This is a genomic window from Pseudomonas sp. NY15435 (assembly GCF_048068295.1).
Lineage (GTDB): Bacteria > Pseudomonadota > Gammaproteobacteria > Pseudomonadales > Pseudomonadaceae > Pseudomonas.
Genome location: NZ_JBLUQA010000012.1, coordinates 175,467 through 197,238, shown reverse-complemented (window position 1 = coordinate 197,238; position 21,772 = coordinate 175,467). Strand labels below are relative to the sequence as shown.

The following is a 21,772-nucleotide window of genomic DNA, read 5'->3' as shown; positions in this document are numbered from 1 at the left end:
TCGCCGCTCCTTCGACTGCGCAACGTGCCATGACCGCTCTAGCACCGCTGAATCAGCTGATCAATCGCTTCCAGGAACAGACGCCGATCCGCGCCAGTTCGCTGATCATCACCCTGTATGGCGATGCCATCGAGCCCCATGGCGGCACCGTCTGGCTGGGCAGCCTGATCAATTTGCTGGAACCCTTTGGCATCAATGAGCGGCTGATCCGTACGTCGATCTTCCGCCTGACCAAGGAAGACTGGCTGACCGCCGAGAAGGTCGGCCGGCGCAGCTACTACAGCCTGACCGGCACCGGCCGGCGGCGGTTCGAAAAGGCCTTCAAGCGCGTCTACAGCTCCAGCCTGCCGGCCTGGGACGGCTCCTGGACCCTGGTGATGCTCTCGCAGATCGCCGCCGACAAGCGCAAGCAGGTACGCGAGGAGTTGGAGTGGCAAGGCTTCGGTGCCATCTCGCCGACTGTCATGGCCTGCCCGCGGGCCGACCGCAGCGATGTCATGGCAACCCTGCAGGACCTGGATGTGGCCGACGACAGCATCGTCTTCGAAACCCGCGCCCAGGATGTGCTGGCCTCCCGCGCCATGCGCATGCAGGTGCGCGAGAGCTGGAAAATCGACGAACTCGGCCAGCACTACAGCGAATTCATCCAGCTGTTCCGCCCGCTCTGGCAGGCACTGCGCGAGCAGGACCAGCTACGCCCGGAAGACTGCTTCCTGGCACGCACCCTTTTGATCCACGAATACCGCCGGCTGCTGCTGCGCGACCCACAACTGCCCGATGAGCTGCTCCCGGGTGATTGGGAAGGCCGTGCGGCGCGTCAGCTGTGCCGCAACATCTACCGACTGATCCACGCCAAGGCCGAGGACTGGCTGAACCGCAACCTGGAGACCGCCGACGGCCCGCTGCCGGACGTCGGGGAAAGCTTCTATAAGCGTTTCGGCGGATTGAACTGACAGGAGTTGGCGTGAAAAATGCCTCCCGCTCTGCAACGCTGCGGTTGCAGGGTGGAGACAGCGCGGTGCGACCTTGCGTTTAGAGGGGCGCCGCGAACGATGACGACAGGCCCTGGAGGCCGTCGCTGAATAACAACAAACAATGCGTGTGAGGCTTTGCAGGTCATGAATTCTTCATCGACATTGAGGGATGACGCTTTCGAGGCGTGGCTGGGACAGGTCAACCGGGCGTGCGGTCGTTTCGATGCGCGCACCCTCGGCCCCCAGTTCCATGGACGGTTGCGCGAATACCAGGGCGGTGCGATCAAGCTTTCCGTGGTCGACATGGCCCAGGTGCATCTGTACCGGACCAGCAAGGAAGTCGGCTCCAGTGCCGGCGGGCACTATTACGCGGTGTTCCAGCTCGAAGGGCGCTCGCGCCTGGAGCAGGGCGACAACCGCGTGGAGCTGTCGCGTGGCGACATCAGCCTGATCGACGCCAGCCGCCCCAGCGACATGACCTACCTGGAGGAATCCCGGCAGCTCTCGCTGATCCTGCCGCGCCAGGTGATCGAGCGCGGCCTGCGCATGTCGGAAGTGACCTGCGCGTCGAAGATCCCGGCCAGCTCGCCGATCGCCGTGCTCGCCAACCGCCTGATCGTCGAGACCAGCCAGCAGGAAAGCCTCGGCATGCTGGAAAGCGAGGCGACCCTGGACGCGCTGGTGACCCTGCTGCGCCCCGCGCTGGCCAGCCAGGACGCCGAGCAGGACAACCACGAACGCATGTTCCGCAAGGCCACGGCCTTCATCGACCAGCACATCGGTGCCGAAGAGCTCTGTCCGGAGCTGATCGCCCGTGAGGTGGGCATCTCGGTGCGCGGCCTGTACCGCATGTTCGCCAAGAAGGGCCTGGTGGTGGCGCAGTACATCAAGAACCGCCGCCTGGACTTCTGCGCCGAAACCCTGCGCAACGCCCAGTTCGAGCAGAAGCTGTCGGCGCTCGGCTATGCCTGGGGCTTCTCCGATTCGAGCTACTTCTCCACGGCGTTCAAGGGCCGGTTCGGGGTTTCGCCGGGCGAGTACCGCAAGCGTTACGCGAATTGACTCTGACGGTGGACAGCGGTACCCAAGCGGCTGCTTGCCTCCAATGATGGGTATCGCTGCGCACCACGCCATCCTGCGTTGATGCGCGTCTGCAGCATTTCGCTCGACTGACCTTCTGGGGGATATCTGGAGCGCAGTGTTCTGCCAGGTTGCACCGTGCCGTGCGGGTTCGCGAGCAAGCTCGCTCCTACAGGGCGTGAGCGGGTGTTATTCGTAGGAGCGAGCTTGCTCGCGAACGTTTTCGGACAATGACCCTCATCACCTGAGCGCCATCCTGGCACTCCCGCCAACACGACTGGCACAGAGGAAAAGACTCTCCCCAGCGCCGCTGGCAACAATCACCTTCGATGACGCGCGCCATCCGGCCGCAAGCTGTACTCGAAGGTGATTTCCCGATGTCCCGCAACAAGCTCCGATTCGGCGCCCTTGGCCTGATGCTGGCCGGCGCACTGCTGCAACCGGTCCTGGCGTTCGCCGGCGACTGCCCGGCAAGCGATGCCCAGCAGGGCGAGACCGTCTTCGCTCGCGACTGCTCGATCTGCCACACCGCCAAGGCCGACGGCCCCGGCATGATGGGGCCCAACCTGCATGGCGTGGTCGGTCGCATGGCCGGCTCGCTCGCCGGCTTCAGCTATTCCCAGGCGATGAAGGGCAAGGGCGCGACCTGGTCGCGCGACAACCTCGACGCATTCGTCAGCCAGCCCCAGGCCGCCGTGCCGGGAACCTACATGCCCTTCGCAGGACTGGCCGACGCGGCCGAGCGGCGGGCGCTCACCTGCTGGCTGAGCCAGCAGCACTGATCTTTCAGGAGAGACCATGAACGTCACACAGACCCTGCCTCAGGTCGCTGCCTTCCTCGCACGCAAGCACGGCTGCTTCATCGACGGCGCCTGGGTGGTGCCCGAAGGCGCCCGCACCGACGTGCTCAACCCGGCCACCGGCGAGGCAATCTCCAGCGTCGCCGACATCGACACCGACCTGCTCGACCGTGCGGTGAAATCCGCCCAGGCTTCGTTCAAGTCCCGCGTCTGGGCCGACCTGCGCCCGGCCGACCGCGAGCGCATCCTGCTGCGCTTCGCCGACCTGGTGGAAGCCAACGGCGAAGAACTGGCCCAGCTGGAAACCCTCAGCCAGGGCAAGTCGATCAACATTGCGCGCATGCTGGACGTGGGCGCCACTGTCGAATTCATGCGCTACATGGCCGGCTGGGCGACCAAGATCGAAGGCCAGTCGCTGAATGTCTCCATCCCGCTGCCGCCCGGCGCCAAGTTCACCGCCTACACCCGCCGCGAGCCGGTGGGCGTGGTGGCCGGCATCGTGCCGTGGAACTTCCCGCTGATGATCGCCGTGTGGAAGCTGATCCCGGCGCTGGCCACCGGCAACAGCGTGGTGATCAAGCCCGCTTCGGAAACTCCGCTGACTGCCCTGCGCCTGGCCGAACTGGCCTTCGAAGCCGGCGTACCGGCGGGCGTGTTCAACCTGGTGACCGGCGACGGCCCGCGCATCGGTGGCGGCCTGGCCAGCCACAAGCTGATCAACAAGGTCTCCTTCACCGGCTCCACCGCCGTGGGTCGTAGCGTCGGCCTGGCCGCTGTGCAGAACATGACCCGCTTTGCCCTGGAACTGGGCGGCAAGAACCCGATGATCGTGCTGGCCGACGCCAACATCGACAACGCCGTGCAGGGCGCACTGCTGGGCGGCCTGCTGAACAACGGCCAGGTCTGCGCTGCGGCCTCGCGCTTCTACGTGCACCGTTCGCGCTATGACGAGTTCGTCGAAAAGCTGGCCGCCGCAGTAGCCGGCATGAGCCTGGGCGAGGGCATGGACCCGAGCGCGCAGATCAACCCGCTGGTATCCGCCAAGCAGCAGCGCAGCGTACTCGACCACATCGCCCGTGCCGGCGAGCAGGGCGCGCGCATCGTCTGCGGCGGCGAGCAGATCGCTGGCAGCGGTTTCTACGTGCAGCCCACCGTGCTGGCTGACGTGACCATGCAGATGGCCGTGGCCCGCGACGAAGTCTTCGGCCCGGTGCTGGCAGTCCTGCCTTTCGACGACGAAGACCAGGCCATCGAGATGGCCAATGACAGCGAATACGGCCTGGGTGCGAGCCTGTGGACCAACGACCTGTCCAAGGCGATGAACCTGGTGCCGCGCATCGAGTCCGGTACCGTGTGGGTCAACGCCCACGTCCTGCTCGATCCGAGCATGCCTTTTGGCGGCGTGAAGCAGTCGGGCATGGGCCGCGAGTTCGGCCGTGCCGTGGTCGAGGCCTACACCGAGATCAAATCGGTGTGCATCGCACACTGATTGATAGTGAGAGAGCAACACCCTCGTTTAGCAGCGGGCCTTCGGGCCCGTTTTTTTTGCGCGGGAAGTAGACAAGATTGGACTTGCAGGAGCGAGCTTGCTCGCGAACCGCCGTTCTTGCGCGCAATTCGGGGGGCTCTGTAGGAGCGAGCTTGCTCGCGAACCGCCGTTCTTGCGCGCAATTCGGTGGGGCTCTGTAGGAGCGAGCTTGCTCGCGAACAACCGACGGCAACGCAGCTGGGACGGTTCGCGAGCAAGCTCGCTCCTACGAAGAGCAGGTGCTCCTTGTAGGGGCGGGGCATGCCCGCGAACGCGCAACGCGCGCCGGCGATCCGGCGGATAAGGCTGGCGCGGCGGCCTCAATGCGCCGGCAGGATCCGCCCACGGCACTCGCCAAAGCCGATGGAGGCATATCCGTCGCGGCGGCAGCGGGCGCGCAGGATGATCTCGTCGCCGTCTTCGAGGAAGCGCCGTTCCTCGCCATTGCTCAGTACCACGGGCTGCTTGCCGCCGCCGGTGAGTTCCAGCAGGCTGCCGAAGCTGTCCGGGGTTTCCCCGGAGAGGGTGCCGGAGCCGAACAGGTCGCCCGCTTGCAGGCGGCAGCCGTTGACGCTGTGGTGCGCCACCATCTGCGCGACGGTCCAGTACATGTTCAGCGTGTTGCTCAGGGCGATGCGTTCCGCGCTCTGGTGTTCGCGGCGCATGCGCGCGGTGTGCAGCAGGACTTCGAGTTCGATATCCAGCGCGCCGTGCTGCTGGTCGCCCTGGTCGTACAGGTACGGCAGCGGCTGCGGATCGCCTTCCGGGCGGGCCGGCTGGGCGACGCGGAAGGGCTCCAGCGCCTCCGCGGTGACCACCCAGGGCGATACGGTGGTGGCGAAGCTTTTCGACAGGAACGGCCCCAGTGGCTGGTATTCCCAGGCCTGCACGTCACGCGCGGACCAGTCGTTGAGCAGGCAGAAGCCGGCGATGTGCCCCGACGCGGCATTGATCGGGATTGCCTTGCCCTGGTCGTTGCCCTGGCCGATCCAGATGCCCAGTTCCAGCTCAAGGTCCATCCGCGCGCAAGGGCCGAACACCGGTACGTCCAGGCCGGCGGGCAGGGTCTGGCCGTTGGGGCGGCGCACTTCGGTGCCGGAGGGCACGATGGTGGACGCGCGGCCGTGGTAGCCGATGGGCACGTACTTGTAGTTGGGCAGCAATGGGTTGTCCGGGCGGAACAGTTTGCCGACGTTCTTAGCGTGATGGATGCCGACGTAGAAGTCGGTGTAGTCGCCCACTTTGGCCGGCAGGTGCATACGGCACGCGGCTTGGGGTTTGAGCAGCGCGGCGCCGAGTTGCTCCATGCGCTTCTGTTCACCGCTGCCTTCGCTGAGCAGGTGGGTCAGCGCCTCACGCAGGGTGCGACGGGCGGTGGGGCCGGCGGCGAAGAAGGCATTCAGGCTGTCGCCGCTGGCAATCAGCGCTGCCTGATGCGCGGCGCCGTGGAAGAGACCGGTCTCGCAGGCGGTCTTCAGGTCGAAGATGTAGTCGCCGATGGCGACGCCGCCACGGGGCGAGTCACCCGGCGGGCTGAACACGCCCAGGGGCAGGTTCTGCAGGGGGAAGTCCGGATGGCCGTTGGCCGATTCGATCCAGCTCTGGGTGTTGTGGGCGCCGCTCATGTTACTGCTCCTGGGAAGGGTCGAAGGTCTTCTGCATGCCGCTCCAGCAACTGTCGTAGTCACGCTGCAGTTGCGGGCAGTCGAGGGCGAAGCGGCTGGGGCGCAGCACGCGGCCGGTCTCGAACATGAAGGCCATGGTCTGGTCGATCTTGTGGGGTTTGAGGTCGGCGGCGATCGCCTGCACGGTGGTAGCGTTGTCCGGGCCGTGGGCGCTCATGCAGTTGTGCAGCGAAGCGCCACCGGGGACAAAACCATCTGCCTTGGCGTCGTACACGCCCTGGATCAGGCCCATGAACTCGTTCATCAGGTTGCGGTGGAACCACGGCGGGCGGAAGGTGCTTTCGGCCACCATCCAGCGCGGCGGGAAGATCACGAAGTCCATGTTGGCCATGCCGTGGGTGTCGCTGGGTGAGGTCAGCACGGTGAAGATGGACGGGTCCGGATGGTCGTAGCTCACCGTGCCGATGGTATTGAAACGGCGCAGGTCGTACTTGTAGGGCACGTTGTTACCGTGCCAGGCGACGACGTCCAGCGGCGAATGATCGAGGGTGGTGCCCCAGAGTTCGCCGAGGAACTTCTGCACCAGTTGCACCGGGCCTTCCACATCTTCGTAGTGCGCCACCGGGGCGAGGAAGTCGCGGGCATTGGCCAGGCCATTGCTGCCGATGGGGCCCAGGTCGGGCAGGCGCAGCGCGGCGCCATGGTTTTCCGCTACATAGCCGGCTGCTTCGGCTCCCAGCAGCTCGATGCGCAGACGCATGCCGCGCGGAATCACGGCGATCTCCAGCGGCTCCAGTTCCAGCACGCCCAGCTCGGTTACCAGGCGCAGGCGGCCGGCCTGGGGCACGATCAGCAGCTCGCCATCGGCGTTGAAGAACACCCGGCGCATGGAAATATTGGCGCGGTAGGCGTACAGGCTGACGCCGCTGCAGGCCTCCGCCTCGGCGTTGGCGGCCATGCATAGCAGGCCGTCGACGAAGTCGGTAGGCTCCTCGGGCGTCGCGAAGCTGTTCCAGCGCAAGCGGTTGGGCGTGACCGCGCCGAGGGCGCTGCCGGTGATCTGCCGCTCCAGGCGTTCGAATCGCGGGTGCGCGGCGGACGGGCGTATGCGGTACAGCCAGGTGCGCCGGGCCTCGCTGCGCGGAACGGTGAAGGCGGTGCCGGAGAACTGCTCGGCGTAGAGGCCGAAGGGCACTTGCTGCGGCGAGTTCATGCCCACGGGCAGGGCTCCCGGCAGGGCCTCGCTGGCGAATTCGTTGCCGAACCCGGATTGGTAGGCAGGTGAGGCGATCATGATGGTTTACTCTTGTTATCGTAATTGAATTACGATTAACGTAATTTCGTGTCGGCGGGCCGTCAAGTCCGTCCGGGAGTTCCTTTAAGTTGAAGACCATGAACGACGCAGAAGACTCCGTCCCGACGAAGGGCACCAAGGTGCAGTCCGCCGAGGTCGGCACGCAGATTCTCAAGGCCCTGGCGGACCTCGCGCCGAGCACCTCGCTCAAGCGCCTGGGTGAGTACCTGGGCATGCCGGCGGCCAAGGTCCACCGCTACCTGCAGGCGCTGATCGCCAGCGGCTTCGCCGAGCAGGACCCGCTGACCAATCATTACGGGCTGGGCCGTGAGGCTCTGTATGTCGGCCTCGCGGCGATTCGTCGGCTGGATGTGGTGAAGCTGGCCAGCCCGGCGCTGGCCGATCTGCGCGATCAGCTGGGGCAGACCTGCTTCCTGGCCATCTGGGGCAGCCACGGGCCGACCGTGGTACAGGTCGAGCCGGCCCAGGGCATGGTCACGCTGGTGACCCAGGTCGGCTCGGTGCTACCGCTGCACGGCTCGTCCACTGGGCTGGTGTTCGCAGCCTACAAGGCCGGGCTGGAGGAGGGGGCGGATCAGAGCATTCTGGATGGCATCCGTTCGGAAGGGCTTTGTGCGATCCACGGGCTATTGATGCCAGGGGTGAACGCGCTGTCGGTGCCGCTGTTCAAGACCGGCCAGGAGTTGGCGGGGGTGATTACCCTGGTGGGTTCGCAGGCGAGCTTTGCTGCCGAGCTCCAGGGTGAGGCAGCGCAGGCACTGCTGGAGACGGCGCGAGAGGTCAGTTTGCGGATGGGGGGAGAGGTTTGACTGTCTAAGGTTTCGGTGCTCGGGCGTGCCCTCTCCCCAGCCCTCTCCCTGAAGGGAGAGGGAGCCGTTCGGCGCGAGGCGTTGACTCAGAGTCAGCCGGCGAGCGCGGTGTTATCAGCGCACGCCAGACAGTCCCCTCTCCCTTCAGGGAGAGGGTTAGGGAGAGGGCAATGGGCCGAGTGCAATACCTCCAGGGAGAGGGCAGTCGTAGGAGCGAGCTTGCTCGCGAACCAGCCTCGCCGTGAAGCTGTTCGCGAGCAAGCTCGCTCCTACAGGTAAATTTCATTCCCGTTCTAATCCCGCCCAATCCGTTGCGTTCACCAGCACATCGCTCAGCGCCTGCGCGGCGCTGGAGAGCTTGTGCTCCGCCAGGCAGAACAGGCCAACGCGGCGTTCGATGCGGGGTTCTTCCAGCGCCACGCAGCGCGCACCCAACTCCTCCATCTGCTGCCGGCACAGGCGCGGCACGGCGCTGACGCCCAGCCCTTCGGCCACCATCCGGCCCACGGTTACCAACTGGTGGCTTTCAAAGGCCACCGGCAGCCTTCCGTGTCGTGACAGGAGCTGGTCCTCCAGTAGCAGACGCACGGCCGACGGGCGCTGCAAGGTAATGAAATGGTCTTCCAGCAACTGCTCCCAGGTGATCCGAGCTTGGTTCACCAGCGCTGAATCCGCCGGCAGCACCGCGACGAAACGGTCGGTGTAGAAGGGCGTGAAGGTAAGCCCATCGAGGCTGTCCGGCTCCAGGGCGATGCCCAGCTCTACACGGCGGTTGCGCACCATCTCCAGCACCTGCTCGTTGATCACGTCGTGCACGGCCACGTTCACTTTCGGGTGGCGGTCGCGGAAAGTGCGCAGCACGGCGGGTAGCAGGTTGCCGGCAAAGGAGGGCATGGCGGCGATGGAGACCTTGCCCAGTTGCAGGGTGAAGTGCTGGTGCATCACTTCCTCCGCATTGTCCCAGTCCGCCAGCAGGCGGCGAGCCAGGGGCAGCAGTGTCTCGCCCTCGGGAGTCAGCGCCACGCTGCGGGTGGTGCGCACCAGCAACTGGCCGCCGAGGGAGTCTTCGAGGCTCTTGATCGCCAGGCTCAGCGCCGGTTGCGACAGGTGCAAGCGCTCGCAGGCCTGGGCGAAGCTCAGGCTCTGGGCCACGGCGAGGAAGGCGCGCAACTGCTTCACGGTCATATTGATTAGGATTCCAAATCAATAAATTGGAAAAACAAACTTAACAAATCAGTCGTTGCCGGTGAAGCTGCATTCGCTCTCTGACCGGCTGGTCGGATACCCCAAATAAGAAAGAGGCAGCAGCAACATGGCAGGACTCGACAAGCGTGTAGGCAGTTACGAGGAAGCCCTCGCCGGGCTTACCGACGACATGACGGTACTGGCGGGCGGTTTCGGCATCTGCGGCATCCCGGAAAACCTCATCGCGCAGATTCGCAAGATGGGCGTGAAGGGCCTGACCGTGGTCTCCAACAACTGCGGCATCGACGGCTTCGGCCTCGGCGTACTGCTGGAGGACCGCCAGATCCGCAAGATGATCGCGTCCTACGTTGGCGAGAACGCCCTGTTCGAGCAACAGCTGCTGTCCGGCGAACTGGAGGTCGAACTGACCCCGCAGGGCACCCTGGCGGAAAAACTTCGTGCTGGCGGCGCCGGCATCCCGGCCTTCTTCACCGCCACCGGTTACGGCACCCCGGTCGCCGACGGCAAGGAAGTGCGCGAGTTCGACGGCCGCCATTACGTGATGGAGCGCGCCATCACCGGCGACTTCGCCATCGTCAAGGGCTGGAAGGCCGACCACTACGGCAACGTCATCTATCGCCACACCGCGCAGAACTTCAATCCGGTAGTCGCTACCGCGGGCCGCATCACCGTCGTCGAGGTGGAAGAGATCGTCGAACCGGGCGAGCTGGATCCCACCCAGATCCACACCCCCGGTATCTACGTCGACCGCATCATCCAGGGCTCCTTCGAAAAGCGCATCGAGAAACGCACGACTCGCTAAGGATCGGCTGCGCGTCGGCCTGGCGGCGGGAAACGAGGCCTGCTCATTTAGGGCATCTGAACTCCGCGCACTCGTTTCAAATCCGCCTAGCCAGTCGCTAGCTCGCTCGATCTTCAACCGCATTGAACAAGAGAAGAGATTCAGCCATGGCACTTACCCGCGAACAAATGGCTCAGCGCGTGGCGCGCGAGCTGCAGGATGGCTTCTACGTGAACCTGGGTATCGGCATTCCGACCCTGGTTGCCAACTACGTGCCCGAGGGCATGGAAGTGATGCTGCAATCGGAGAACGGCCTGCTCGGCATGGGTGCGTTCCCCACCGAAGACAGCGTCGACGCCGACATGATCAACGCCGGCAAGCAGACCGTGACCGCCGTGAAAGGCGCGTCGATTTTCTCCTCCGCCGAATCCTTCGCGATGATCCGCGGCGGCCACGTCGACCTCACCGTGCTGGGCGCCTTCGAAGTGGACGTCCAGGGCAACATCGCCTCCTGGATGATCCCCGGCAAGTTGGTGAAGGGCATGGGCGGCGCCATGGACCTGGTGGCCGGCGCGGACAACATCATCGTCACCATGACCCACGCCTCCAAGGATGGCGAGTCCAAGCTGCTGGAGCGCTGCTCGCTGCCGCTGACCGGCGCCGGCTGTATCCGCAAGGTGCTCACCGACCTGGCGTATCTGGAGATCGAGGACGGCGCTTTCATCCTGCGCGAGACTGCGCCGGGCGTGAGCGTAGCCGAGATCGCCGAGAAGACCGCCGGCCGCCTCATCGTGCCGGACGATGTGAAGGAAATGACCTTCTGACCCAGTGATCCTTTGTAGGAGCGAGCTTGCTCGCGAACCCGCCCGGACACGTTCGCGAGCAAGCTCGCTCCTACAGATAAGGCCAGCTTTGGAGTGAAACCCATGCAAGACGTAGTCATTGTCGCCGCCACCCGTACCGCCATCGGCGCCTTCCAGGGCAGCCTGGCGAACATTCCCGCCCACGAACTGGGCAGCCTGGTCATCCGCTCGCTGCTTGAGCGCAGCGGCGTCAAGCCAGAGCAGATCGACGAAGTCATCCTCGGCCAGGTGCTCACCGCCGGCGCCGGACAGAACCCCGCACGCCAGGCTGCTATCGGCGCGGGCCTGCCGGTGGAAGTGCCGTCGATGACCATCAACAAGCTCTGCGGCTCCGGCCTGAAGTCACTGTTCCTCGGCGTCCAGGCGATCCGTTGTGGCGATGCCGAGGCCATCATCGCCGGCGGCCAGGAGAGTATGAGCCTCGCGCCCTACTTGCTGCCCAAGGCGCGCACCGGCCTGCGCATGGGCCACGCAGAACTGCAGGACACCCTGCTGCGTGACGGCCTGATCGATGCCTTCAACGACTACCACATGGGCATCACCGCCGAGAACCTGGCCCAGAAGTTCGACATCAGCCGCGAGGCGCAGGACGCCTTCGCCGCGCAATCCCAGCTGAAGGCCGCCTCGGCCATCGAGGCGGGCCGCTTCAAGGACGAGATCACCCCGGTGCTGATCCCGCAGCGCAAGGGCGATCCGCTGTCCTTCGACACCGACGAACAGCCGCGCGCCGGCACCACCGCCGAGTCCCTGGGCAAGCTCAAGCCGGCTTTCAAGAAGGACGGCACCGTCACCGCCGGCAACGCATCCACCCTCAACGATGGCGCCGCCGCCGTGCTGCTGATGAGTGCCGAGCGTGCGAAGAGTCTGAACCTGCCGGTTCTGGCGCGCATCCAAGCCTATGCCAGCAGTGGCGTCGATCCGTCGATCATGGGCATCGCCCCCGTGACCGCCACCCGTCGCTGCCTGGAGAAGGCAGGCTGGAGCCTGGATGACGTCGAGCTGATCGAGGCCAACGAAGCGTTCGCCGCGCAGGCACTCTCGGTCGGCAAGGAGCTGGGCTGGAACGCCGAGAAGGTCAACGTCAACGGCGGCGCCGTTGCCCTTGGCCATCCGATTGGCGCATCGGGCGCCCGCGTGTTGGTGACGCTGCTCCACGAGATGCTCCGCCGCGATGCGAAGAAGGGTCTGGCGACCCTGTGCATCGGCGGTGGCCAAGGTGTTGCAATGGCCCTCGTGCGCGACTGATCGGGGAACACGCGAACAACGACCAATTGGCGAGCGCCGGGCGGCATCTATCCATGCCGTTCCGGCAGGCGGGATGGGAGGTGGGCACACCGACAGACGACATCCCTCCACGGTTTTCGGCGTCCCCCGGCGCCGGCAAGCCCTTGCGTCACCGCTCGGCCCCACGCAGGCCGGGCGGTTTTTCATTCCAGAACGGGAATTGCCACAAGCCCCGTTCGACGATGAACCATTACAAGAACAACGAGGTAGACCATTATGACTTCCCACGTGCACACCCCCGGCACAGCCCTGCAGGACAGCCGTTCGGCGCGCTTCGCCATGGCTTGTTCCAACTGGGCCGAACGCTGGTTCCCCGACTCCTGGGTCTTCGCCGCACTCGCGGTGTTGATCGTCACCCTCGCTGCCCTGGCCATCGGCGCACCCGCCACCGAGACCGCCAAGGCTTTCGGTGACGGCTTCTGGAGCCTGATTCCCTTCACCATGCAGATGGCCTTCGTGGTCATCGGTGGTTATGTCGTCGCCAGCTCGGGCCCGGCTTCCCGACTCATCGACCTGTTTGCCCGCGTGCCGAAGAACGGCCGCTCGGCAGTGGCCTGGGTCGCGCTGATCTCCATGCTCGCTTCGCTGCTCAACTGGGGCCTGTCTCTGGTGTTCGGTGGCCTGCTGGTGCGCGCACTGGCGCGCCGCGAAGACCTGAAGATGGACTACCGCGCCGCCGGCGCTGCCGCCTACCTGGGCCTGGGTGCCGTATGGGCGCTGGGCCTGTCGTCGTCCGCCGCGCAGCTGCAGGCCAACCCGGCCAGCCTGCCGCCGTCGATCCTGGCGATCACTGGTGTCATCCCGTTTACCGAAACCATCTTCCTCTGGCAGTCCGGTGTGATGCTGTTGGCCCTGGTGCTGGTGTCGCTGGTGATTGCCTACATGACCGCGCCCGGCGCCGGCAGCGCCCGCGATGCCAAGGCCTGCGGCGTGGACGTCAGCTTCACCCCGCCCAGCGCACCCAAGGCGACGCGTCCCGGCGAATGGCTGGAGCACAGCCCGCTGCTGATCCTCATGCTGGTGGCCCTGGCCGGAGGCTGGCTGTTCCACGAGTTCAGCACCAAGCCTGCGATCACCGCGATTTCCGGGCTGAACACCTACAACCTGCTGTTCATCATGGTCGGTGCGCTACTGCACTGGCGTCCGCGCAACTTCCTCGACGCCGTGGCCCGCGCCGTGCCGACCACCACCGGCGTGCTGATCCAGTTCCCGCTGTACGGCTCCATCGCGGCGATCATGACCACGGTGAAGGGTGGCGACGGTTCGACCATCGCCCACCACATCTCCACCTTCTTCGTGCAGATCGCCTCCCATGACACCTACGCGCTGCTGATGGGCGTGTACTCGGCGGTGCTGGGCTTCTTCATCCCGTCCGGCGGCGGCAAGTGGATCATCGAGGCGCCGTACGTGATGCAGGTGGCCAATGAGCTGCAGTACCACCTGGGCTGGGCGGTGCAGATCTACAACGCCGCCGAGGCGCTGCCGAACCTGATCAACCCGTTCTACATGTTGCCGCTGCTGGGCGTGCTGGGCCTCAAGGCCCGCGACCTGATCGGCTTCAGCTTCGTCCAGTTGCTGGTGCACATCCCGCTGGTGCTGTTCCTGCTCTGGGCGCTGGGTACGACCCTGCAATACCTGCCGCCGGTCCAGCCGTAACCACGCATTCGGCCCCTGCAGCAGCAAGCCCGGAGGTCGAGAGACATCCGGGCTTTTTTCTGCACGGGAATCAGCCCCGGCTGATCTCCACCGGCCCCAGCACGCGTGCATCCAGGTGTTCGCCGCTGAGCTGCGCGGCGTCCTGGTCGAACACCTCGCGCAGCCAATCGCTGACCGCCTGGAAACGGCCGATGCGGCCGGCATCGCGGTGACTGAGCAGCCAGATCTCGCGCACCACCACCGGCCCGGAAAGACGCACCAGGCCCTCGCGATCGCCGAGAATGCAGGGCAGCAGGGCCATGCCCAGGCCGCTCTGGCAGGCATGGATCAGCGTGGTCACGCTACTGGCCCGCAGGGCGAAGCCGGCATCGGGGGCGAAGCCACGCACCCAGGCCATCTCCGGCGTATCGTCGAGCTCCTCGCCATAGCCGAGCCAGGCCTGTTGCGGCCAGAGTTCCACCGGCACGCGGGAGAAGGAGGTCGCGGCGTACACCGCGAAGCCGATGTCGGCGACCTTGCGCATCACCAGGGCGGCGTCTTCCGCCGGGCGCGCCAGGCGTAGCGCGAAGTCGGCCTCGCGACGGGTGAAGGACAGCGAACGGTTCGCCGGAATCAGTTGCAGCTGCAGGCTCGGATAGGCGCGCGCCAGTTGCGGCATGTGCTGCACCAGCCAGTGGCTGAAGAGGAAGTCCACCGCGGTGATGCGCACGCTGCCGCTGATGGCGCTGGCCTCGTCGCGGGTCTCCAGCAGCATGCTCTGCACATCGCCGAGGATGCGCTCGGCATGGCTGAGGAAAGCCTCGCCGGCATCGGTGGCCTTGTACCCCGAGTTATCGCGGATGAACAGACGGGTCTGCAGCGCGCTCTCCGCCGCCACCAGGCGCCGGCTCATGGTCGAGGGATCGACGCCCAGCGCGCGGCCGGCGGCACTCATGCTGCCATGGCGGGCGAGGGCGAGCAGGATCGGGATATCGTTCCAGTCGAAGTTCATGGCGATTTCCTGGCGGGCCTCAGAAGTGCACGTCGGCGGCCGGGATGACCTTCGCGCGCGGGCCGAAGCTGCTGATGCTACCCAGTACGGCGTTGTGGTGCGCGCTGATCTGCGCGGCGCTGAGCACGGCATTGTCGACCGTGGAATGGGCATCGCCCACCAGCGTCACGCTATAGCCCTGAGCGAGGGCGCGGCGAGTGGTGGTGTCGACGCAATAGTCGCTTTGCAGGCCGCAGATCACCAGGTGATCGATGCCGTGCGCGTCCAGATGCTCGGCCAGGTCGGTGCGCAGGAATGAGTCCGGGGTGGTCTTGCGTACCTTGAGGTCGGCGCCATCGGTGAGCAAGCGCGTTTCCAGCTGCCAGCCGGCGCTGCCATACTGCAGGTCATCGTCCTCGTGCTGCACCAGCACCACCGGCACGCCGGCCTCACGCGCTTCGCGGCTCATGGCGTTGATGCGCTGCAGCACGTTGTCGATGTCGAAACAGGCGTAGTCGCCGGTACACAGGTCGGACTGGACGTCGATGATCAGCAGGGCGGTGCTCATGGCGAGAGACTTCCGAAAGTCGAGTGGAGCCGGGAATGGTAGCCGGCCTGATGGCGTGGGCCAATGCCGGCAAGCGTTTGCTGCCAAAGCCGTATTTCCCTTTGCCGTGCCTTCGGCGATGGTGGCGGCCATGAACCGGACCGGATGCCGATGAACAGCCTTCCCGCCAAGACCCTGACCCTCGCCAACGGCCTGCGCGCCACGCTGATCCACGCTCCCGGTGCCAGCCGCGCCGGCGCGCTGCTGCGCATCGCTCGCGGCAGCCATGACGAGCCACAAGACTTCCCCGGCCTCGCGCATTTCATCGAGCACCTGTTGTTCCTCTGTGGCGAACGCTTCGTCGAGGGCGAGCGCCTGATGCCGTGGGTACAGGCCCGAGGCGGGCGGGTCAACGCCAGTACCCGTGCGCGGTACACCGACTACTTCTTCGAAGTGCCCGACATGGCACTGGGGGATGGATTGGCGCGGCTGGTGGATATGCTCGCGCGGCCGGTTCTGGATGAAGCCGTGCAGGTCGCCGAACGCGAGGTGCTGGAAGCGGAGTATCTTGCCCGTGGCCGCGACCCCGATACCCTGATCGACGCTGCCCTGGCGCTGGCCGTGGCGCCGGGGCACCCACTGGGGCGCTTCGTGGCCGGCCGACGCGACAGCCTGAAGGTGGAAAGCGTCGGATTCCAGAAGGCCCTGCGTGATTTCATCCGCGCCTCTCAGGCTGGCCGGGGGCTGGAGCTTTGGCTGCAGGGGCCGCAATCGCTGGAGGAACTGGAAGCCCTGGCCCGGCGCGAGGCGGGTGTATTTCCGTCGGGCGGGCTGGTTGATCCCTCCAGCGTCGAGTCCCTCCTGCCGCTGAGCGGCCAGGAGCTCAAGCTTCGTTTGCCCGGTGCGCCGCGACTGGTCCTGGCGTTTGCCCTGGACGGTATGGCGGGCGAGGGCTGTGTGCTGCTGCGGCAACTGCAAGGCTGGCTGGCCGACGAGGCGCCCGGCTCGCTGTTGGCCTGTCTGGGGCAGAACGGCCTGGGCGACAGCGCCCGTGCACGGCTGAGCCGTTTCGCCAATGGCCAGGCGTTACTGCGTTTCGATTTCGAGCTGGCCGAAGCCTCCGCCGCCGACCTTGTTGAGGCAGCTTTCTTCGCCTGGCTGGATGCCTTGCGCAAGTTGCCGGCGGAGCTTCTCGCCGCCGCTCCCGCCGATGAGTCAACGGGAGTGCTGGAGCAACTGCAACGTTGCGCGAGTAGCGCCGGGTCATCGGCATGGCTGGATCAGTTGGTGGCCCCCCGCGTGATCCGCCTGCTTGCCTGCGAGTCCGTGATCGGCGAGTCGCTGACCTCGGCCGGCTTCACCCTGGACGTTGCACGTAGCCCGCAGCGTACTGTTGAACCCTTGCGTGGTGAGCCGTGGTCCTTCACCCCGACGCAGCACCTCGCGGGTGTGGAGCCTGCGGCTCTGCACCTGCGCTGGCGCTTTGCGCAGGCGCCGGGTCGGCAAGCCTTTCTTGCCGCGCGGCAGGCCCTGCGCCCGCTGGCTGGGGCAGCGCGGCACGAAGGCGTCACGCTGCGTCTGGAGGCCATGGAAAGCGACTGGGCGCTGCTGCTGTCCGGTGCGAAGAACCATCTCGCGGAGTTGGCGGAATCGGCGATCGAAGCCCTGCGGAAGCCCTCCGCCAGGGTATTGGGGCAGGGCGCTCGGCTACTGGCAACTGAGCGCCGGCGTCGTGAAGGGGAAATGCCTATCCGCCAGTTGCTCGACCTGCTGCCACCGATGCTGGCGGGAGAAAGCGACGCGTTGCCGGACTGGTCGGCGGCTCATTGGGATGCCCTGGCCCTGGGTATTGAGCTGCCGGACACCCTGGCTGGCTACTCGACCACCAGCGCGTTGCCGCCACGCAATGGTCCGCCCGGCCGTCATCGCCAGGTGCTGGAGATGCCGGGTGAGGCCGCGCTGCTGCTGTTCTGCCCGTTGGCATCCCGTTCGGCGGCCGACGAAGCCGCCTGGCGCCTGCTGGCCCGCGTACTGGAGCCGGCCTTCTTCCATTGGCTGCGCGGCGAGCGGCAACTGGCCTACGCGCTTTACTGCGGATTCCGTCAGGTGGGTATGCGGCGTGGCATCCTTTTCGCCGTGCAGTCGCCGCTACTGTCGGCGGTGGAATTGCAGGCAGAGGTGGACAGCTTTCTCTTCCGTCAGGGTGAGGCCCTGCAGCGCATGGACCCGCAGCGCGTTGACAGTCTGCGTGCTCCACTGGCTGCCGAACTGGCGCGCACGCCGGGCGACTTCGCCGAGCGGTTGCAGCAGGCCTGGAGCGACCAGTTGGCCGGCGTCGCGCCGTCTCACCGGGTGCTCATGGCCGAGGCTCTGGACAGCCTCGGCGCCTCCGAGCTTCGTGCTGCGCATTCGGCGCTGACCTCCGCCCAGGGCGGTCACTGGCTGCTGCTCAGCCACGCCTGAGCCTCGTACTTTCGACCGAGGGTGCCGTCCGCAAGAGGGTGCCCCGGGCGACTTTTGCCTTACGCCCAGCGGCTTGCCCAAGGTACTGGTCCTCAGTAGCGGTCCGCAGTAGTGGGCCGGCGGTCGCGATCACCCGCGACCATCGCGGCGCGTCCTAAGTGCCGGCAGTCGCAGAGCCTTGCGCAGCACTCCCGCGAGACACCCGCAAGGCCCGTGGAACCTGCGCCAAAGCAGCGTATGGCGCGGCATCGAGCGTTTCGATAATCGCCTCCGACACGACTGACCCACAGTCGCCCCCCACCCGGAGAGCGCCATGAACAAGAACAAGATCGCCGTCCGCCACCAGCTGCTGCCGCTGGCCCTGGCCACCCTGGCCATGTCTTCACTGTCGAGCGGAGTACGTGCCGACATCCTGCTGTACGACAAGGACGACACGACCTTTTCCACCGACGGCTACTTCAACGCCTTCTATGTGAACAGCGATGTCGACCGCAACGGCGATACCTACGACCGGCGCCAGTCGCGGGTGAAGATGGGCTTCCTGCCCAACTACATCGGCTTCAATTTCGGCAAGAAGATCGACGACCTGACCCTCACCGGGCGCTCCTCGTTCTGGGTGACCATCAACGACAGCGAACAGGACGGCACCGATACCGCCATCGACGTCCGCCAGTTCTACGGCAACGTCGCCGGCGATTGGGGCGAAGTGCTGATCGGCAAGGACTTCGGCCTGTTCTCGCGCTCCAACATCTTCCTCGACGAACTGCTCGCCGGCTTCGGCAACGCCAGCGACACCCTAGGCCTGGTGGACGGCAAGGGCGTGTCCTTCGGCAACATCGGCACCGGCTACCCGTACCCCTTCCCGACCTCGCAGATCACCTACCGCAACAACAATCTGGTGGATGGCCTGCGCGTGGCAGTCGGCATCATGGACCCGATCGACACCAACCAGATCGACAAGGATGCCAGCGACGGCCTCGACGACAAGGCCTACCAGGATAATCCGCGCTACGAGAGCGAGATCAGCTACCAGTTCGATGTGGGTGGCGCGCAGATCTACAGCTGGGTCAACGGCGCCTACCAGACGTCGAAGAACACCAATGACGAGGTCGACAGCGTGACCTCCAAGGGCCTGGGCTACGGCATCCAGGCAAAGATGGGCGGCCTCTCGCTGACTGGCTCGGGCTTCACCGCCAAGGGCATCAACCCGTTCTTCACCAACAACGCCGGCGAAGCCGCGCTGCGTGAAGTGGACAGCCGTGGCGTGCTGCTGCAGGGCTCCTACAGCTGGGGCAAGAACCGCGTGGCCCTGTCCACCGGCGAAACCCGCGACGACGGCAACGGCCTGGGCAGCGCGGCGGACTATTCCACCAAGGGCATCGCCTACTTCCGCACCATCAACGACAACCTGAAGCTGGTGGCCGAATACAACGTCTACGAGATCGACGGCCGCAAGGGCTCCACCGTCAGCGAGGACACCGACACCTTCGCGGTGGGCGCCGTCCTCAACTGGTAACTCCGCAAACTCCTTTGGCTCCAGCTCGGCGGGTCGGCACAGCGTGTCGCCCGCCTTTTTTTACTCAAGGAAGGCTCGTCATGATCGGATTGTGGAGCGCGCACGCGCAGACATACCTGTTGGTTCTGTCCATCGCCACCACCCTGGTGTTCGCCTTGCCCATCTTCCTGGTGCCGTTGCTGTGGGCACGGGTGATGCAGTGGAAACTGCCGGAACACACGGATCTTGCGGTGTATTTCGGTCGCTGCCTGGGGGCGTTCATCCTCATCGTCGAAGGACTCATGCTGCGCGCGGCCCTCACCGCAGAGGCGCTGGTGACCACCTTCGAGGTGCTTGCGGCGGTGGCGGCGCTCATGGTCGTGGTCCACATCTACGGCGCGCTGCGACGCATCCAGCCGTGGACGGAGACGCTGGAGACGGGGTTCTATGCTGGGATGTTCATCCTGACGCTGATGTTCTGGCCGATGGCTTGAGGCGTTGCTGCCGCATTGCTTGCGCGAGTGCGTTGCCAGCTGCAGTGCCCCGGCCTTTCTGCGCCCCACAAAAAAGCCCCGCATTGCGCGGGGCTCTTTCAGTCACTCTTCACTCAAGCGTGCGAACGCAGCTCGGTGCTGAGGCCGGCCTGGGCGATCGTTGCGATTGCCTGTTCGCGTGCGGCCTCGGAGTCGTACAGCTTGCTGGTCAGCAGTTCTGCACCGGTGTTATCGCGGATCACGAAGAAATTCTTGCCGCCGGGGGACATCTGGCGCTTGTAGCGCTCGACGGCCGCACAGGAGCTGCGGAGGCTGTTGATGGCCTGCTCGGCTGCCTCCTGTGTCGGGTAGGCCAGAGTTTCCAGCAGAGTACCGTGGGCAGAGTTCTTGAGCAGAACGCGACGGTTGCCGCTGCTGAGTTCCTTGATTTCATACCAACCGGGCATGTGTAGCTCCATATAACCGGTGTCAACGTCCTGCGGGTGTTCCCGCAGGGTGACAGGCCAGTTTAGGAGTACGGGCGCTTTGTTTGTATAAGAAAAGTCCTATGAATCATAAGGTTACTGTATCAATTTGTCTCAAGGCCGGCCTGTCTCAGAAGGTCGCTTTGACTTGCAGGCCCAGCAGCAGGGCGTTGTCGATGTCCTGGCCGGAGAAGGCTCCAGGCTCGATGACGTATTGCAGGTCCGGGCGCAGGGTCAGCCAGGGCGTGGCCTGATAGCCGTAGCTCAGCTCGATCAACTGTTCGCCGCTGTCCAGGTTCGGGTAGTCCTGGCCGTTGGCAAGGGCGTTGCCTTCCTGCACTTCGCGGCTGCGCGGGTTGGGCACGGCGCGGCCGTAACCCAACGCCAGGCTGTCCTTCGGGCGGTCTTCGAAGGGTTTGTAGAGCACCACGCCAGCGCCATACCACTTGGTGAAAGGCGAGGCGGCGCTACTGGCAGCCGAGGCCTGGCCGAAGACGTGCAGGCTGCGCCCCTTGGAGGCCGGGTCGTTCCACACGGCCTGGTCCACCAGCAGATAGTGGCCGCTGCGGCCGGATACTTCCTTGTCGCTGCCGATGCGCTGCGCGTCGGAGCTGTCGTAGTACCAGCCCAGTTTGTACTCGCCGGGCAGCTCGCCCTGGGGCTTGTAGATCAGCTCGATGGGCACCACGGTGCCGGTGCTGTGCTTGGGCGTGAGGTGCCAGGCGCGGCTGGAGTTGCCGTTGCTTTCCGGGTCGACATTGAAGGCGGCGATGCGCAGCTGCCAGTCCGGCGCGAAGCTGTATTTCACCCGCGCGCCCAGGTGCGCGTTGGGGTAGTTGGTCCAGCCGCTGCCGCCGGACATGTTCAGCGGGTGGCCGCAGAAACCGGCGTTCATGAAATTGCAGAGGATACCGCTGTCCAGCCCGCCGACGTCGTTGCCCATGGCCATGTAGCCGAGCTTGAGATTCACTGCCTGGCTCAGGTCGCGCTCGTAGCTCAGCTCAGTCAGGCGAGTGTAGAGGCCGCCGTAGTTTTCCTGGATCGGCAGACGGTTGCCCACCAGGTCTTCCGAGGCGCTGTTGCCGCGACGGTCATTGACCGTCAGCTGGACTTTGCCGCCGTTGTCCAGGCCATAGAGTTTCGACAGGTCGAACTGCACGCCCAGCTTGATGTTCTGCGAATAACGCGCAGAGCGGTGCAGGCCGCCGTGGGCGTTGTAGGCGGTCTCGCCGCTGTAGTCGCCGGTGAACTTGACGCCGCGGTCTTCCAGCTCGTGGCGCAGGCCGCCCCAGTCGCCGGTCATGGTGGATCGTTCAAGCAGGCCTTCTTCGGCCAGCACAGGCAGGGACGCGACGCACAGCAGAAGGCCGGGCGTGATGCGGAGGGAGTTGCGCATGGAAATCCTGAACGTGAAGCGA

19 protein-coding genes are annotated in these 21,772 nt (G+C 65.5%); 12 read left to right on the top strand and 7 right to left on the bottom strand.

What is annotated here, in order from left to right; translation table 11 throughout:
- Nucleotides 1-29: 29 nt before the first annotated feature.
- From paaX to ACNFH5_RS25025, 4 genes are all read left to right on the top strand, one after another.
- On the top strand, nt 30-953 hold the full coding sequence (gene paaX, locus ACNFH5_RS25040) for a phenylacetic acid degradation operon negative regulatory protein PaaX (RefSeq protein ID WP_416750686.1): 924 nt from the start codon (nt 30-32) through the stop codon (nt 951-953).
- Between the two features lie 165 nt (nt 954-1,118).
- On the top strand, nt 1,119-2,036 hold the full coding sequence (gene feaR / locus ACNFH5_RS25035; protein WP_138523879.1) for a transcriptional regulator FeaR: 918 nt from the start codon (nt 1,119-1,121) through the stop codon (nt 2,034-2,036).
- Between the two features lie 395 nt (nt 2,037-2,431).
- Nucleotides 2,432-2,836 carry a c-type cytochrome gene (locus ACNFH5_RS25030; RefSeq protein ID WP_416750684.1) on the top strand — a complete coding sequence of 135 codons (405 nt, stop codon included), beginning with the start codon at nt 2,432-2,434 and terminating at the stop codon, nt 2,834-2,836.
- Between the two features lie 16 nt (nt 2,837-2,852).
- Nucleotides 2,853-4,343 carry an aldehyde dehydrogenase family protein gene (locus ACNFH5_RS25025; protein ID WP_416750683.1) on the top strand — a complete coding sequence of 497 codons (1,491 nt, stop codon included), beginning with the start codon at nt 2,853-2,855 and terminating at the stop codon, nt 4,341-4,343.
- 359 nt (nt 4,344-4,702) lie between these two features.
- Here the strand turns inward: ACNFH5_RS25025 and fahA are convergent, their stop codons facing one another.
- Together fahA and hmgA are read right to left on the bottom strand one after the other, a co-directional pair.
- Entirely contained in the window at nt 4,703-6,007 is a 1,305-nt protein-coding gene (gene fahA / locus ACNFH5_RS25020) for a fumarylacetoacetase (protein WP_416750681.1), read from the bottom strand.
- A gap of 1 nt (nt 6,008) precedes the next feature.
- Nucleotides 6,009-7,301, bottom strand: coding sequence for a homogentisate 1,2-dioxygenase (hmgA, locus tag ACNFH5_RS25015; RefSeq protein WP_416750679.1), 1,293 nt, complete (start codon nt 7,299-7,301; stop codon nt 6,009-6,011).
- Between the two features lie 98 nt (nt 7,302-7,399).
- On the opposite strand from hmgA, the gene ACNFH5_RS25010 reads away from it, so the two are divergent.
- Nucleotides 7,400-8,131, top strand: a complete 732-nt coding sequence (locus tag ACNFH5_RS25010; RefSeq protein WP_416750677.1) for an IclR family transcriptional regulator — start codon at nt 7,400-7,402, stop codon at nt 8,129-8,131.
- A gap of 282 nt (nt 8,132-8,413) precedes the next feature.
- Here the strand turns inward: ACNFH5_RS25010 and ACNFH5_RS25005 are convergent, their stop codons facing one another.
- The gene (locus ACNFH5_RS25005) at nt 8,414-9,316 is read right to left on the bottom strand and encodes a LysR family transcriptional regulator (protein WP_416750675.1); all 903 of its coding nucleotides are present in this window, start codon (nt 9,314-9,316) and stop codon (nt 8,414-8,416) included.
- Between the two features lie 127 nt (nt 9,317-9,443).
- Between ACNFH5_RS25005 and ACNFH5_RS25000 the strand changes: the two genes are divergently transcribed.
- The 4 genes from ACNFH5_RS25000 (at nt 9,444) to ACNFH5_RS24985 (ending at nt 13,921) form a co-directional block, all read left to right on the top strand.
- Nucleotides 9,444-10,139 (top strand): CoA transferase subunit A, encoded by a 696-nt coding sequence (locus tag ACNFH5_RS25000; protein ID WP_416750673.1) that lies wholly within the window; start codon nt 9,444-9,446, stop codon nt 10,137-10,139.
- A gap of 146 nt (nt 10,140-10,285) precedes the next feature.
- Nucleotides 10,286-10,942, top strand: coding sequence for a CoA transferase subunit B (locus ACNFH5_RS24995; protein ID WP_138523896.1), 657 nt, complete (start codon nt 10,286-10,288; stop codon nt 10,940-10,942).
- 102 nt (nt 10,943-11,044) lie between these two features.
- A complete protein-coding gene (locus ACNFH5_RS24990; RefSeq protein WP_416750671.1) occupies nt 11,045-12,226 on the top strand; it encodes an acetyl-CoA C-acetyltransferase in 1,182 nt (393 codons plus the stop codon).
- A 255-nt stretch (nt 12,227-12,481) separates the two neighbouring features.
- Nucleotides 12,482-13,921, top strand: a complete 1,440-nt coding sequence (locus ACNFH5_RS24985) for a short-chain fatty acid transporter (RefSeq protein ID WP_416750669.1) — start codon at nt 12,482-12,484, stop codon at nt 13,919-13,921.
- Nucleotides 13,922-13,991: 70 nt separating this feature from the next.
- Here the strand turns inward: ACNFH5_RS24985 and ACNFH5_RS24980 are convergent, their stop codons facing one another.
- Nucleotides 13,992-14,912 (bottom strand): LysR family transcriptional regulator, encoded by a 921-nt coding sequence (locus tag ACNFH5_RS24980; RefSeq protein ID WP_416750667.1) that lies wholly within the window; start codon nt 14,910-14,912, stop codon nt 13,992-13,994.
- A 19-nt stretch (nt 14,913-14,931) separates the two neighbouring features.
- Nucleotides 14,932-15,459, bottom strand: a complete 528-nt coding sequence (locus tag ACNFH5_RS24975; protein ID WP_416750665.1) for a cysteine hydrolase family protein — start codon at nt 15,457-15,459, stop codon at nt 14,932-14,934.
- Between the two features lie 150 nt (nt 15,460-15,609).
- On the opposite strand from ACNFH5_RS24975, the gene pqqF reads away from it, so the two are divergent.
- The 3 genes from pqqF to ACNFH5_RS24960 all read left to right on the top strand — a co-directional run bounded on the left by pqqF (nt 15,610) and on the right by ACNFH5_RS24960 (nt 19,890).
- A complete protein-coding gene (gene pqqF, locus ACNFH5_RS24970; RefSeq protein ID WP_416750663.1) occupies nt 15,610-17,901 on the top strand; it encodes a pyrroloquinoline quinone biosynthesis protein PqqF in 2,292 nt (763 codons plus the stop codon).
- 313 nt (nt 17,902-18,214) lie between these two features.
- Entirely contained in the window at nt 18,215-19,417 is a 1,203-nt protein-coding gene (locus ACNFH5_RS24965; RefSeq protein ID WP_416750661.1) for a porin, read from the top strand.
- Nucleotides 19,418-19,497: 80 nt separating this feature from the next.
- The gene (locus ACNFH5_RS24960; RefSeq protein ID WP_416750659.1) at nt 19,498-19,890 is read left to right on the top strand and encodes a hypothetical protein; all 393 of its coding nucleotides are present in this window, start codon (nt 19,498-19,500) and stop codon (nt 19,888-19,890) included.
- 113 nt (nt 19,891-20,003) lie between these two features.
- Here the strand turns inward: ACNFH5_RS24960 and ACNFH5_RS24955 are convergent, their stop codons facing one another.
- Nucleotides 20,004-20,336: a DUF1508 domain-containing protein gene (locus ACNFH5_RS24955; RefSeq protein WP_416750657.1), complete on the bottom strand. Its 333-nt coding sequence runs from the start codon at nt 20,334-20,336 to the stop codon at nt 20,004-20,006.
- 148 nt (nt 20,337-20,484) lie between these two features.
- Entirely contained in the window at nt 20,485-21,750 is a 1,266-nt protein-coding gene (locus ACNFH5_RS24950) for a carbohydrate porin (protein ID WP_416750655.1), read from the bottom strand.
- Between the last annotated feature and the right edge of the window lie 22 nt (nt 21,751-21,772).